The sequence below is a fragment of the Gordonia alkaliphila genome (assembly GCF_023017165.1).
Taxonomy (GTDB): domain Bacteria; phylum Actinomycetota; class Actinomycetes; order Mycobacteriales; family Mycobacteriaceae; genus Gordonia; species Gordonia alkaliphila.
The window spans coordinates 1,685,066-1,699,063 of the sequence record NZ_JALKBW010000001.1 but is presented as its reverse complement, the minus strand read 5'-3'; the positions used below and the strand labels follow the sequence as shown (position 1 = coordinate 1,699,063).

Below are 13,998 nucleotides of genomic sequence, written 5' to 3'. Positions count from 1 at the left end.
CGTCGGATGCACTCCGCGATCGGCGCCGTCCACGACATGAGGCCGGGGTCCCGATCCGCCCGAAAAATGGTACCTGTCACACTGTTCATCGATTAGTGACCCGGCCCTACTTGCAAGTAGGACCGTATGAAGGGAGGCGCCGTGCAGTACATGCCGGTGACGCAGTCGATGTTCCTCATCGCCGAAACTCGCGACCAGCCGATGCATGTCGGCGGCCTGCAACTCTTCCTTCCCCGTGACGGCCAGACCGCCGAGGAGCTGGCCGAGGAGATCCACGAGAAGTTCCTCGCAGCCACCGACATTCAGAGCACCTTCCTCAAGCGTCCGGCCAGCCCCGCCAACCTCGCCGGCTACACCGCCTGGCAGCAGGCGCACGATATCGACTTCGACTACCACGTGCGCCGGATCATCCTGCCGCGTCCGGGCGAGATCAAGAACCTGCTCCGCTACGTCTCGCTCAACCACGGCGCCCTGCTCGACCGGTCGCGCCCGATGTGGGAACTGCACATCATCGAGGGCCTGGCCGACGGCCGCGTCGCCCTCTACAGCAAGATCCACCACTCGTTGGCCGACGGCGTGACCGCACTGCGCATGCTCCAGCGCACCCTGACCACCGACCCGGACGACCGCGGCGGAACCGCCTTCTGGGACAACGACCTGCTGCGCCCTCGACGCAAGCGCCCGTCGGCCCCGAAGCCCAGCCTGCTGTCCCGCGTCACCGGCGCTGTGGGCTCGGCCGTGGAGATGGCCGACGAACTGATCGGCACGGTGCCCGCGGCCGCCAAGATCGCCGCCGCCGGCGTCTTCGACCACGACTTCGTCGCCCCCATGCAGATGGCGCCCGACACCATCTTGAACGTTCCGATCGGATCGGCACGACGATTCGCCGCCCAGGACTGGCCCGTCGAGCGGCTGCGCGCAGCAGCCCGTCGCCACTGCATCACCTTCAACGACGTGGTGCTGGCGATGTGCTCGGGCGCCCTGCGCCGCTACCTGGACGATCAGGACGCGCTGCCCGACGACTCACTCCATGTGTGCCAGCCGGTGTCGCTGCACACCGAGGGCGACAGTGCGTCCAACGCGATCACCGCCATTCTGGCCCGGCTGGCCACCGACGTCGCCGACCCGGCAGAGCGGCTCCGCGAGATCGTCGCCTCCACCGCCAGCGCCAAGGGTGTGGTCCGCGAACTCAAGCCGCTGCAGTCCCTGGCACTGGGCGCCGCCAACGTCTGGCCGCTGGCCTTCGCCCCGGTCCCCGGCTTCGTGAACTACACCCCGCGCGGGTTCAACCTGATGATCTCCACCGTCCCGGGTCCCGAGGAGGACCTGTACTGGAACGGCGCCAAGCTCGACGGCTGCTACCCGGTCTCCATCCCGATGGAGGGCCTGGCCATGAACATCACCATGACCACCGTCGCAGGCAAGGCCAACTTCGGCATCATCGGCGCGCGCGCTCAGCTGCCGCGCCTGCAGCGGATCCTCGACCATCTCGAGATCTCGCTGGTCGAGCTCGAAGAGATGGAACCGCTGCAGCAGGGCGCCTGACGCCGACTGGCCCGCCTTATTACTCGCTGGTAACGTCAGCGGGCACCACACGCGCCACCTGCCGAGTTAGGTAAACCTTTGCAGCGCTGGACCGGGTGCAACCTTTACGGTAAGCCAAAGGAATAGATGCCAGGTTTCCGCTGATGCATCCGCATCACGGGCTGGCCATGGTACGACCTCAAGAAAGGCCGGTACTCCAGTGACGACCACAACGGTTGTGATCGGGTCCATCGCCGTCGTCATCAGCTTGTTCTGCTGGGCGCTCTTCATCAGCGGAGCGACGCGGATCGTACGCGCCGTCGCGCAGGGCGAGAAGGTGGAGGGGAATCGCTTCGCGAGCCCCGTCGCCCGCCTCTGGAACATGCTGGTCGAGTTCGTCGCGCACACCCGGATGGCCAAGTTCCGCACCGTCGGCTGGGCCCACTGGCTGGTGATGTTCGGCTTCCTGATCGGCGCGATCTTCTGGTTCGAGGCGTACGGCCAGATCTTCGACCCGGCGTTCCATTGGCCGGTCATCGGCGCCTGGAACGTCTACATCTTCGCGGACGAGATCCTGGGTCTGGGCACCGTCATCGGCATCACCGCGCTGATCATCATCCGCCAGCTCAACCACCCGCGCCTCCCCAAGCGCCTGTCGCGCTTCTCCGGTTCGGACTTCCGCGCCGCCTACTTCGTCGAGATCGTCGTCCTCATCGAGGGCCTCGGCATGATCTTCGTGAAGACCTTCAAGATCGCGACCGGCCTGGAGAATCCGCCGATCTGGACGTCGTTCTTCACCCATTACTTCGCGCAGCTTTTCGAGGGTTCGTCCACGTACTGGGTCACCGCCGCGGCGGTGATCAAGCTGATGAGCGGCATGATCTGGCTCGCCGTGGTCGGCCTGAACGCCAACTGGGGCGTGGCCTGGCACCGTTTCGCAGCGTTCCCGAACATCCTCTTCAAGCGTGAGACCGACGGCGGCCCCGCCCTCGGCGCCCTGCAGCCGATGATGTCCAACGGCAAGGTCCTGCACATGGACAACGCCGACCCGGACAACGACACCTTCGGTGCGGGCAAGATCGAGGACTTCACGTGGAAGGGCCTGCTCGACTTCACCACCTGTACTGAATGTGGCCGTTGCCAAAGTCAGTGTCCGGCGTGGAACACCGGTAAGCCGCTGTCGCCGAAGCTGATGATGATGTCGCTGCGTGAGCAGGCACTCGGCGTGGCCCCGTACCTGATCGCCGGCGGCAAGAAGGACATGGGCGGCGAGGAGATCGGCCTGCTCGATGCCGACGGCAATCCCGACGAGGCCGCACTCGCCAAGATCCCGGAATCCGCTCGCATCGCCGCCGACCGCAAGCTGGTCGGCGAGTCCGAGGGTCTGACCGGCGCCGTCATCGACGCCGAAGCACTCTGGAGCTGCACCACCTGTGGCGCCTGCGTCGAGCAGTGCCCGGTCGACATCGAGCACATCGACCACTTCGTCGACATGCGCCGCTACCAGGTCCTGATCGAATCGGACTTCCCGACCGAGCTGGCCGGCCTGTTCAAGAACCTGGAGAACAAGGGCAACCCCTGGGGCCAGAACCAGTCCCAGCGCACCGCCTGGATCGACGAGCTCGACTTCCACGTCCCCGTCTACGGGCAGGACGTCGAGTCGTACGAGGGCTACGAGTACCTCTTCTGGGTCGGCTGCGCCGGCGCCTACGAGGACCGCGCCAAGAAGACCACCAAGGCCGTCGCCGAACTGCTGAACATCGCCGCCGTCGACTTCATGGTCCTCGGCCAGGGCGAGACCTGCACCGGCGACTCCGCCCGACGCGCGGGCAACGAGTTCCTGTTCCAGATGCTGGCGCAACAGAACATCGAGACCTTCAACGAGCTGTTCGGCACCGCGCCGACCCAGCGCAAGAAGATCGTGGTGACCTGTGCGCACTGCTTCAACACCATCTACAACGAGTACCCGCAGGTCGCGGCTCTCGACGGCGGTCAGGCCAGCGCCGGCCAGTACGAAGTGGTCCACCACACCCAGCTGCTCAACCGCCTCGTGCGCGAGAAGCGACTGGTTCCGGTGGCCCCGGTCGGCGGCCGCGAAGTGACCTACCACGACCCGTGCTACCTGGGCCGCCACAACACCATCTACGACGCTCCGCGTGAACTGATGGAAGCGTCCGGTTCCACCCTCACCGAGATGCCGCGCCACGGCTCGCGCTCGATGTGCTGTGGCGCCGGTGGCGCCCGGATGTGGATGGAAGAGCAGATCGGCAAGCGCATCAACGTCGACCGCGTCGACGAGGCGCTCGACACGCTGGCCTCCACTCCCACCAAGGACGACACCAAGCTCATCGCGACCGGCTGCCCGTTCTGCCGCGTGATGCTCACCGACGGTGTCGACGCCCAGACCGCGGGCACCGAGCAGGAAGACAAGATCGAGGTGGTCGACGTCGCCCAGATGATTCTGGAAGGCGTCAAGCGCGGTCAGCTCGAGGGGATCACCCGCGGCGACAAGTTCCACGGTCCGAAGCACAAGGCCAAGCCCGAGCCCGAGCCGGTGAAGGCGGCTGCTCCGGCAGCGGCCGTCGCTGCTCCGGCAGCGGCCCCGGCTACCGGTGGCGCAGCCAAGCCTGCGGCCGGCGGTCTTGCACCCAAGGGCGGCCTGAAGAAGCCGGGCGGGTTGAAGAAGCCCGGCGGCGCAGCCGCTCCGGCTGCTGCAGCCCCTGCCGCTGCCGCCGAGACGGCCGCACCGGCCGAAGGCGGCCTGGCGGTCAAGGGCGGACTGAAGAAGCCCGGCGGCCTCAAGAAGCCGGGCGGGATCAAGAAGCCCGGCGCCGCAGCCGCTCCGGCTGCGGCAACCCCTGCCGCTGCCGCTCCCGCCGCACCGACCTCCGACGAGGCCGAGTCCGGCGTGACCACCACGGCCTCGACCGAGGGCAAGGCGAAGGGCTTCGGCATGGCCGGCGGCCTGAAGAAGCCGGGCATCAAGAAGCCGGGCGCACCCAAGCCCGCCGCGGCAGCTCCGGCCGCTGAGACCCCGCTGCGGAAGCACCCGCGACCGAGGCGCCTGCTGCCGAAGCTCCCGCAGAGGCGGCGGCACCGGCGGCTGCGGCCACCACCGCTGCCACGCAGGGCGCGGCCAAGGGCTTCGGCATGGCTGGCGGCCTCAAGAAGCCAGGCATCAAGAAGCCAGGTGCGCCCAAGGCTCCGGCCGCGGCCGCACCGGCAGCGGCGCCCGCCGAGGCACCGGCTGCAGAAGCTCCGGCTGCGGCAGCTCCGGAAGCCGGCGCCACCGAGGCGGCCACCACCGAGGGCACGGCCGGCAAGGCCAAGGGCTTCGGGATGGCCGCGGGCAAGAAGCGCCCCGGCAAGTAGTCAGCACGGCAGAAGTTCCTGCACCGGGCGGCCCCGCACTCCTCGCGAGTGCGGGGCCGCCCGCATCTGCGGTCACTGACTACGGTGGTCCGCATGACTGGGGAGACCACCGCCGCGCCTGCATCGAACGCGTTCCGCCTCACCGATCCGCGCATCGGTGTGCTGCTGGCCGCCTTGCTCGGCACCACGGCGCTGACCGCCGTCCTCGGCATCACCGACACCGCCGCGCCGCTGAGCTACCCGAGCCGGTTCCTGGTCTGGAATCTCTTCCTCGCTTGGATTCCGCTGGGCTTCGCTTTCGCGTTCGTCGGCGTCCGTCGGCGGATCTGGCTGGTGCCCCTCGGCGTCGCCTGGCTCGCGTTCCTCCCCAACGCGCCCTACCTGGTGACCGACCTGGTCCACCTTCGTCACGGCTACGAACTGTGGCGGCACGTCCTGCAGTACGGTTTCGCGGCCTGGACCGGGATCGTGCTCGGCGTGGTGTCCATGCGGCTGATCCACCGCCGCCTGACCGCCGAGTTCGGCCGCGCGGTCGGCTGGGCCGCAATGGCGGTGACGGTGGCCCTGTGCGCCGTAGGCGTGGTGATCGGCCGGTTCCAGCGCTGGAACTCGTGGGACCTGGTGCACCGACCCGAGGCGGTAGTGGCCGGCACCTTCGACTGGGTGCGCAATCCGTTCTCCCACGTGGAGTCCACCGGTGTGGGCCTGGCGGTCGCCGCCTTCCTCGCCCTGGCCTACCTGACGCTCTGGGCTTACGAAGCGGTCGCCGCCCTGCCCCGCCGCACCCCTGACATCCGCCCCAGCCCCTGAGCTGAGTTTCATGTCCTCGAAGCACCCGTCAGGTGCCTCCGCGGACGCAAACTCCCGGCGGGAACGCTGCCCGCAGGCAGACCCTCGATCAGCACCGCCCGCACGGTCCTTGGCAGCACACAAGAAGCCCGGGCGACCAGTACAGACCTGGCTCGACAGTCACCAGCGCGAACCACTGCCGCTGCCCCTATCCCCGGCCACCTCGCCGCCGCAGAAGTTCCACGTCCCCGGAAGCACCCCGGACGTGCCTCCGCGGACACACAACTTTCAGCTCGGACGGAACCGCAGCGAGGCCGCCCGCGTCTAATCCACATGAACGCCGATCTCCGCGCACTCCTGGCCGCCAACGACGGCGTGCTCACTCTCGCCCAGGCCCACGCCTGCGGCCTGACGCGTCGGCAGATCCAAGGGCACGTGAAGCGGAAGGACTGGGAGCGGTACGGGCGCGGCGTCTACCTCTCCACCTCGCACGAGTTCACCGACCGTGCGAAGGTGCGCGCAGTGGTGGCCGCTCACCTCTGCGGTGTCGCCGACCGGCTCACCGCGGCCTGGTGGTTCGGCATGATCGCCCCGCAACCCGGCTCGGACACCGCACCGCTGCCGGCGCCACTGACGGTGTGCGTTCCGCCTACTCGCCACCAAGCGCCCCGACTTCCCGAAGAGGTCAGTGTCCTGCGCCGGGCGATCGCTGCGGAGGACTTGACCGAACGCCACGGACTGGCGATCACCGCGAAGCCGCTCACGGTCTTGGCCGCCGCCGGCCTCATGCCCAGTCCCGCCGGCTTCCTCGACCGCGTCCTCGCCCAGAAGACGGTGACCGTGCCCGAGCTGACCCGGACCGCCGAACGCAATGCGCGCATGCACGGCCTGCGGCCGGCGCGCGACCTGCTCGCCTCGCTCCAGGAGGGCACGGAGTCGGAGGCGGAACGGATCTTCGTGGAGTTGCTGCGCCTGCACCGGATCACCGGGTGGGTGCAGCAACATCGCTTCGGGAAGTGGCGGCTGGACGTGGCATGGCCGGCCGAGCGCGTTTCGGTGGAGATCAACGGGTGGGCCTATCACCGCGACAGCGAGCGCTTCGAGCGCGACAACGCGAAGGCCGCCGAGCTCGCCGCCGCCGGATGGTTGCCGCTGAGCTTCACCTGGAAGCAGCTCATCGAGGAACCCGAGACGTGCATCGCCCGCGTGGCCGCGGCACTGGCACTGCGCCGCGCCTGATGTCAGTCTCGGTAGCGCACCAACAGCGGTGCGTGGTCGGAGAGCCGCTGGTCGGCCGCGGGTTCCTTGTCGACGCTCACCGACACCGCGCGCCGCGCCAACCCCGGGGTCGCCAGCTGGTGATCGATCCGCCAGCCCACGTCCTTGGTGAACGACTCCCCCGCCCAACTCCACCAGGTCAGCGGTCCGGGACGGTCCCCGTGCAGGCGGCGCACCACGTCCACCAGCGTCCGCGGACCGGTGACGGCACCGAACCACTCGCGCTCCTCCGGCAGAAAGCCCTCCATCTTGCGCGCCGCACGCCAGTTGGTCACGTCATGCTCGAGGTACGCCACGTTCAAGTCGCCGACCAGCACGAACTCCCGCCCCGCGCGCAGCGCCGCCAGCCGTGACCGCTGCAGTTCCCGCGCGAAGCCCGCGAGGAACCGCATTTTCCGAGCATGCTTCGCGCCGCCGTCCGGCTTCTCCCGCATGGAACCCGGCCGCTGCAGCTCGGCCGGCAGCCCGCCCTTCGGGAGGTACAGGTTCGCCACCGTGAGCGGACGGTCCGCCAGGTCCACCTCGATGTACCGTCCCTCGGCGGCGAACTCGCCGAGCCCGCGCGCCCGCGGCGGCGTCGTCGCCCAGGTGCGGACGGCCGCGGGTTCGTCGCGGGTCAGCACAGCCACCCCGTTGCGGCCGGGGACCGACCCCACGTCGACGGCGGCGACGTAGCCGGGGAACTCGCCCACCTGCTCTGCGCTGCACCGCAATTCCTGGATCGCGACCACGTCCGGCTGCCGCCGAGCAAGCCACTCGTCGAACCCCCGACGACGCGCCGCCCGGATCCCGTTCACATTGAACGACGCGACGGTGAACCCCGCGTCGGGGTCCGAATCCAGCGGCGGCGGCGTGAACTGCGTCATGGCGTTCACCCTGCCGCACCGGGTTTGCGGAATCCACTTGCGTCCGACTGACAGAATGGAACCCGTGAGCCGACCGTATGTATCCCACCAGAACCTGAACCTGCGCACCCTCGAGCAGTCCGACAAGCTCAAGAACGTGTGCTACGAGATCCGCGGTCCGGTGCACGAGCACGCAGCACGGATGGAGGCCGAAGGCCATCGCATCCTCAAGCTGAACATCGGCAACCCCGCCCTCTTCGGCTTCGAGGCCCCCGACGTGATCATGCGCGACATGATCCACGCCCTGCCGTTCTCCCAGGGCTACTCCGATTCGCTCGGCATCCTGCCCGCCCGCCGCGCGATCGTCACCCGCTACGAGCTCATCGACGACTTCCCGTACTTCGACGTCGACGACGTCCTGCTCGGCAACGGTGTCTCCGAGCTCATCACCATGACCATGCAAGCCCTGCTGAACGACGGCGACGAGGTCCTCATCCCCTCGCCCGACTACCCGCTGTGGACGGCCATGACGGCCCTGTCCGGCGGCACCCCGGTGCACTACCGGTGCGACGAGGACAACGACTGGAACCCGAGCCTCGAGGACATCGAAGCCAAGATCACCGATCGCACCAAGGCCATCGTGGTGATCAACCCGAACAACCCCACCGGCGCGGTCTACTCCCCCGAGATCCTCAAGGGCATGGTGGACCTCGCCCGCAAGCACTCGCTGCTGATCCTCGCCGACGAGATCTACGACAAGATCCTGTACGACGACGCCGTCCACACCTCCATCGCCACCCTCGCCCCGGACATGCTGGTGCTGACGTTCAACGGCCTGAGCAAGGCCTACCGCGTCTGCGGCTACCGCGCCGGCTGGGTGGTGATCACCGGCCCCAAGGACCACGCGCGCGGCTTCATCGAGGGCCTGCACACCCTGGCCTCGACCCGACTGTGCAGCAACGTGCCCGGTCAGCACGCCATCCAGGTGGCGCTCGGCGGCTACCAGAGCATCGACGCCCTCTGCGAGCCGGACGGCCGACTGTACATGCAGCGCACGGTGACCTGGGAGAAGCTCAACGAGATTCCGGGCGTCAGCTGTGTGAAGCCGATGGGCGCCCTCTACGCGTTCCCCCGGCTCGACCCCGAGGTCTACGAGATCCACAACGACGAGAAGTTCGTCCAGGACCTGCTCCTGCAGGAGAAGATCCTGGTGGTGCAGGGCAGCGGTTTCAACCTCCCCGACACCAACCACTTCCGGATCGTGACGCTGCCGTGGCGACAGGATCTGGCGGAAGCTATCGACCGGATCGGCAACTTCCTGTCGTCGTACCGGCAGTGACCTGCGCGTATGCGGCCATCCCCGGCCGCATACGCGCCACCCGACCGGGTGCTAACTAGAGCTAGCAGTTCACTGTTACGAGTGGTAACGTGCATCGCACCAACTCATTCGGCAGAAGGTGAACGCACATGGTGTCGTGGAATCGCTCCTCGATCAGCAGTGACGGAATGGACCTCGCGGTCTTCGAACTCGAGGCGCCCGACGCTCCAGCCGATCGCCCCACCGCGGTCCTGGTGCACGGCTGGCCCGACTCCCATCACCTCTGGGACAACGTCGCCCCGCTGCTGGCCGACGACGTGCGCGTGATCTCGTACGACACCCGCGGCTACGGCGAGAGCACCCGCCCCGACCAGGTCGAGGCCTACCGCCTCGAGCACCTCGCGCAGGATCTGTTCGCCGTGATCGACGCCGTGAGCCCCGGCGTCCCGGTACACGTGATCGGGCACGACTGGGGTTCGGTGCAGGCCTGGGAGGCCGTCACCACGCCCGGTGCCGAGGACCGGATCAAGAGCTTCACCTCGGTGTCCGGTCCCAACCTGGACTTCCTCGGCGAGTGGGCGCACGCCAACATCACCCGCCCCACCCCGGGCAACGTGGGTCGCGCGCTCTCGCAGGTCGCGTCGTCGGCCTACACCGCCTTCTTCCAGCTGCCGGTCCTCCCCCAGGCCTTCTTCTCCGCGTTCGGTTCGGAGAAGGTGTGGACCGAGTTCCTGCACGCGGTCGAGGGCACCCCGCGCGAGAACGTCTCGTTCGCGCCGACCCTGCGCGAGGACATGATCTCCGGCCTGCGCTTCTACAGCGCGAACATCCGCGAGAAGCTGGCCCGCCCCAACCCGCGACCCACCGTCGTGCCGGTGCTGGAAGTGGTCAATGAGCGCGACATCGCGCTGCGTCCGGCCATCTACGACCTGACCCACACCCACGCGAACAAGCTGTGGCGCAAGAACTCCGCCACCGGCCACTGGCTGCCGTACACCAACCCGACCTACCTGGCCGACACCGCGCGCGAGTTCATCGCGATGATCGAGAACGGCACGTCGAGCGCGCCCAACACCATCGATCGAGCGCGTCGTCTCGGCCCGCCGCAGAAGCTCGGCGGCAAGCTCGCCGTGATCACCGGCGCGGGCAGCGGCATCGGTCGCGAGACCGCGTACGCACTGGCCGAGCTGGGCTGCGAAGTGGTCCTGGCCGACATCAACGTGGCCGGTGCGGAAGAGACCGCGACCGAGTGCAAGGCCAAGGGCGTGCTCAGCCACGTCTACGACCTCGACGTCTCGAGCACCACCGCGGTCAACGAGTTCGCCGAGAACGTCCGACGGGCCCACGGCGTCCCGGACATCGTGGTCAACAACGCGGGCATCGCCCTGGCCGGCTCCGCCCTGGCCGCGTCCGACGCGCAGGTGGACCGCCTCTTCGACATCAACCTGCGCGGCGTGATCAGCGGCAGCCGCGCCTTCGGCAAGCAGATGGTGGAGCGCGGCACCGGCGGGCACATCGTCAATCTGGCGTCGGCCGCGGCGTTCACGCCGTCGCGCGAACTGGGGCTGTACTCGGCCAGCAAGGCCGGGGTCCTGATGTTCTGCGAGTCGCTGCGCGCCGAATTGGCCGAGCACAAGATCGGTGTCACCGCGATCTGCCCGGGCATCGTGCACACCAACATCACCTCGGTCACCGAGATCGCCGGCACCGACGACGAAGAGGGCAACCGCAAGCGGATCGACGCCTTCTACGCCAAGCGCGGCTTCACCCCGGACAAGGTGGCCCGCGACATCGCGAAGGCCGTCCTCGCGAACAAGGCCGTGGTCCCGGTGACCCCGGAAGCCAAGTTCGGCTACCGCTCGTACCGATTCTTCCCCTGGGCCTCGCGGATCGCCGCGCGCCAGAAGCTGACGAAGTAAGGATGTCGACGATGACCACCACCCAGCCGACGCATTCCACCCCCGAGACCGATCCGGGCAAGGTGGAACTGCACGCCCGCAACGTCGAGTTCGATCTGAGCCAGACGCCGCTGCACTGGATCCCCGGCCACCCGGTCGCCTCCAACTTCATCACCGTGCTGAACCTGCTGCTGCCCGAGGGCGAGCGCTGGTTCGTGGAGACCTTCAACGAGGCACTGCCGATGATCAAGGACGAGGAGCTCGCCGCCGACATGCGCGGGTTCATCGGCCAGGAGGCCATGCACGCGGAGGCGCACGACCGCGCCGTCGAGGAGTGGCTGAACCGCCACGGCATCGACGCCAAGCCGTACACCGACCAGATGGAGTGGATCTTCCGCCGCGTCTTGGGCCCCAGGGAGGGTGGCACGCCGGAGCAGCGTCAGAAGCACCTCGTCGAGCGCCTGTGGCTGGTCGCCGCGATCGAGCACTACACCGCGATCCTCGGCGACTTCGCCCTGAACTGCACGTGGGCCGAGAACGGCGCCGACCCGAACATGATGGACCTGTTCGTCTGGCACGGCGCCGAAGAGGTGGAGCACCGCGCGGTGGCGCACGACGCCGCCGCCTACTTCACCGACACCATGTTCAACCGCGCCCGCGCCATGGGTCTGGCCCTGCCGTTCCTCGCGCTGCTGCTGGTCCGCGGCTTCCGGTTCATCATGAACGAAGACGGCTCGGTCAGCATCGGCCCGATCGGCAAGGTCGCCGGCTACTACCGCGGCGGTCGCGCCGGGGTGCTGCCGAAGATCCGGCACCTGCTGGGTGCCACGTTCAGCTACTTCAAGCCGAGCTTCCACCCGCACGACATCGGCGACACCGCCCAGGCCGTCGCGTACCTCGCCTCTTCCCCGGGCGCGCGCCGAGCAGCATAAGGCGGACGATGAACCACATCTTCCACGAGCACGAGACCTCGCTGACCACGGAGCCGCCGCACCTGTACGGGCGGTGGCGCCGGGACCCGCTGATGCGGGTCACCACCGGTCTGCGCAAGGTCTGGTTCCCGCTCTTCGCGAAGTTCGAACGCGTCCGGACGCTGTCGGAGGACGACGGCATGCTGACGCTGGAGATCATCGGCCGCGACGTGGTGGCGCGCGACGACAACGTCATCGCCCTCACTCTCGCCGCCCCGAACGGGGCCGTACTGCCCCAGTGGCACCCGGGCGCGCACCTGGATCTGCATCTGGACTCGGGACGGATGCGGTCGTACTCGCTGTGCGGCGATCCCGGTGATCGACGGTCCTACCGCATCGCGGTGCGCCGGATCCCCGACGGCGGCGGTGGTTCGATCGAGGTGCACGACACCCTGAACGTGGGCGACACCGTCTCGATTCGCGGCCCGCGCAACGCTTTTCCGCTCGCCCTGCCCGGTTACGGTTCGTCGGCGCGCACGCTGCGCTTCGTCGCCGCGGGCATCGGCATCACGCCGATCCTGCCCATGTTGGCGATGGCCGACCGCTACGGACTCGAGTGGACGATGATCTACTGCGGCCGCAGCGCCGAGTCGATCCCGTTCATCGACGAGCTCGCGCGCTACGGCGACAAGGTCACCGTGCGCACCGACGACGTCGACGGCCTGCCGACGATGGACGAGCTGGTGGGCCCGCAGCTCGCCGCGAACGCCGAGCTCGCGATCTACACCTGCGGCCCAGTCCCGATGCTGGAGGGTCTGCGGACCCACCTGGCCGGCCGCGGCGACATCGAGCTGCACTTCGAACGCTTCTCGCCGCCGCCGATCCTCGACGGCACCGCGTTCGACGTGACGCTCAACTCCACCGGCGAGACGATCACCGTCGCCGCCGACGAGTCGGTGCTGACCGCGATCCGCGCGGTCCGGCCGGGCGTCCCGTACTCGTGCCAGCAGGGCTTCTGCGGCACCTGCAAGATGCTCACCACCTCCGGCGACGTCGATCATCGGGACGGACTGCTGACCGAACCCGAGCGGGCGGCGGGCTACTTCCTGCCGTGCGTCTCGCGGTGCGACTCCGCCGAATTGGCCGTAGACGCCTGATCGTCGTACGGCCGGTCGTCGTCCTCTACAGCGTCGTCCTCTGCGACAATCGGCCGTATGACCGAGTACCGGATCGACGACCTCGCCCGCGCCGCTGGCACGACGGTCCGCAACGTGCGCGGATACCAGGATCGCGGCCTGATTCCGCGCCCGGTCCGACGCGGACGGGTCGCGATCTACACCGATCAGCACCTCGACCGACTGCGGGTGATCAACGATCTGCTGGGCCGCGGTTTCACGATGGCGCACATCGCGGAGTTCGTGGCCGGCGTGGAGCGCGGCGACGACCTCGTCGAGGTACTCGGCCTGGAGGGGCTGATCACCGAGCCGATCGAGCGGACGCCCACCGCGCAGGTGCCCGCCGCGGAATTGAGCGAACAGCTCGGCGACCCCGAGCCCGAAGTGCTGCAAGAACTTCGGGCGTTCGGACTGATCAGCCCGATCGACGACGACCCCGTCACCGAGTACCTCGTGCACGACACCGAGACCCTGGACGCCTACCGGTCGATGATGGCGATCGGCATTGAACTGCCCTACATCCTCGGTCTGCAGCGGCAGCTCGAGGACGACCTGGCCGTCGCCGCCCGCACGCTGATCACCGCAGGCCGCGGCGCGATCACCGAGGGTCGCTTCGACGGCTGGATCCCGGAGAGCGACGAGGAGTCCGACTGGGCGGCGTCGTTCATCCAACAGCTGCGTCACACCGGCCGGGTCACCGCCCACAACAGCCTCAATCGCGCCCTCGACCGTGAACTGACGCGCCAGCTCGACGACTACCTCTCCATCGCCCGTTCCCGCCGCCGATAGCCGATCTCCCGCCCGAAAACCTTTCCCAACTGCACGAATAGCGATCTGTACAAACGTACATGTACATTTGTACAGATCCATTCCCCCAGGCGAGGACCC

General features: G+C 68.3%; 9 protein-coding genes and 1 pseudogene. 9 read left to right on the top strand and 1 reads right to left on the bottom strand.

What is annotated here, in order from left to right; all coding sequences use genetic code 11:
- Window positions 1-126: 126 nt before the first annotated feature.
- The 4 genes and pseudogenes from MUG78_RS07640 (at window position 127) to MUG78_RS07625 (ending at window position 6,924) form a co-directional block, all read left to right on the top strand.
- Window positions 127-1,545: a WS/DGAT/MGAT family O-acyltransferase gene (locus MUG78_RS07640; RefSeq protein WP_281499803.1), complete on the top strand. Its 1,419-nt coding sequence runs from the start codon at window positions 127-129 to the stop codon at window positions 1,543-1,545.
- A 199-nt stretch (window positions 1,546-1,744) separates the two neighbouring features.
- Window positions 1,745-4,896, top strand: a pseudogene (locus MUG78_RS07635) ((Fe-S)-binding protein).
- 93 nt (window positions 4,897-4,989) lie between these two features.
- Window positions 4,990-5,706: a DUF1361 domain-containing protein gene (locus MUG78_RS07630; RefSeq protein ID WP_246993644.1), complete on the top strand. Its 717-nt coding sequence runs from the start codon at window positions 4,990-4,992 to the stop codon at window positions 5,704-5,706.
- Window positions 5,707-6,018: 312 nt separating this feature from the next.
- Entirely contained in the window at window positions 6,019-6,924 is a 906-nt protein-coding gene (locus tag MUG78_RS07625; protein WP_246993643.1) for a type IV toxin-antitoxin system AbiEi family antitoxin domain-containing protein, read from the top strand.
- A gap of 2 nt (window positions 6,925-6,926) precedes the next feature.
- Here MUG78_RS07625 and MUG78_RS07620 read toward each other — a convergent pair whose 3' ends face one another.
- Entirely contained in the window at window positions 6,927-7,829 is a 903-nt protein-coding gene (locus tag MUG78_RS07620; protein WP_246993642.1) for an exodeoxyribonuclease III, read from the bottom strand.
- A gap of 64 nt (window positions 7,830-7,893) precedes the next feature.
- On the opposite strand from MUG78_RS07620, the gene MUG78_RS07615 reads away from it, so the two are divergent.
- From MUG78_RS07615 to MUG78_RS07595, 5 genes are all read left to right on the top strand, one after another.
- Window positions 7,894-9,147 (top strand): pyridoxal phosphate-dependent aminotransferase, encoded by a 1,254-nt coding sequence (locus tag MUG78_RS07615; protein ID WP_308221343.1) that lies wholly within the window; start codon window positions 7,894-7,896, stop codon window positions 9,145-9,147.
- A 128-nt stretch (window positions 9,148-9,275) separates the two neighbouring features.
- On the top strand, window positions 9,276-11,045 hold the full coding sequence (locus tag MUG78_RS07610; RefSeq protein WP_246993640.1) for an SDR family oxidoreductase: 1,770 nt from the start codon (window positions 9,276-9,278) through the stop codon (window positions 11,043-11,045).
- Between the two features lie 11 nt (window positions 11,046-11,056).
- Window positions 11,057-11,956: a metal-dependent hydrolase gene (locus MUG78_RS07605; RefSeq protein WP_246993639.1), complete on the top strand. Its 900-nt coding sequence runs from the start codon at window positions 11,057-11,059 to the stop codon at window positions 11,954-11,956.
- 8 nt (window positions 11,957-11,964) lie between these two features.
- A complete protein-coding gene (locus MUG78_RS07600; RefSeq protein ID WP_246993638.1) occupies window positions 11,965-13,092 on the top strand; it encodes a PDR/VanB family oxidoreductase in 1,128 nt (375 codons plus the stop codon).
- A gap of 57 nt (window positions 13,093-13,149) precedes the next feature.
- A complete protein-coding gene (locus tag MUG78_RS07595) occupies window positions 13,150-13,899 on the top strand; it encodes a MerR family transcriptional regulator (protein ID WP_246993637.1) in 750 nt (249 codons plus the stop codon).
- The last annotated feature ends 99 nt before the right edge of the window (window positions 13,900-13,998 follow it).

What these genes read in the sequence shown, in the direction of transcription:
- MUG78_RS07610 (WP_246993640.1), top strand. Translation starts at nt 9,276, where the DNA reads ATGGTGTCGTGGAATCGCTCCTCGATCAGCAGTGACGGAATGGACCTC.
- MUG78_RS07640 (WP_281499803.1), top strand. Translation starts at nt 127, where the DNA reads ATGAAGGGAGGCGCCGTGCAGTACATGCCGGTGACGCAGTCGATGTTC.
- MUG78_RS07625 (WP_246993643.1), top strand. Translation starts at nt 6,019, where the DNA reads ATGAACGCCGATCTCCGCGCACTCCTGGCCGCCAACGACGGCGTGCTC.
- MUG78_RS07620 (WP_246993642.1), bottom strand. Translation starts at nt 7,829, where the DNA reads ATGACGCAGTTCACGCCGCCGCCGCTGGATTCGGACCCCGACGCGGGG.
- MUG78_RS07605 (WP_246993639.1), top strand. Translation starts at nt 11,057, where the DNA reads ATGACCACCACCCAGCCGACGCATTCCACCCCCGAGACCGATCCGGGC.
- MUG78_RS07630 (WP_246993644.1), top strand. Translation starts at nt 4,990, where the DNA reads ATGACTGGGGAGACCACCGCCGCGCCTGCATCGAACGCGTTCCGCCTC.
- MUG78_RS07595 (WP_246993637.1), top strand. Translation starts at nt 13,150, where the DNA reads ATGACCGAGTACCGGATCGACGACCTCGCCCGCGCCGCTGGCACGACG.
- MUG78_RS07600 (WP_246993638.1), top strand. Translation starts at nt 11,965, where the DNA reads ATGAACCACATCTTCCACGAGCACGAGACCTCGCTGACCACGGAGCCG.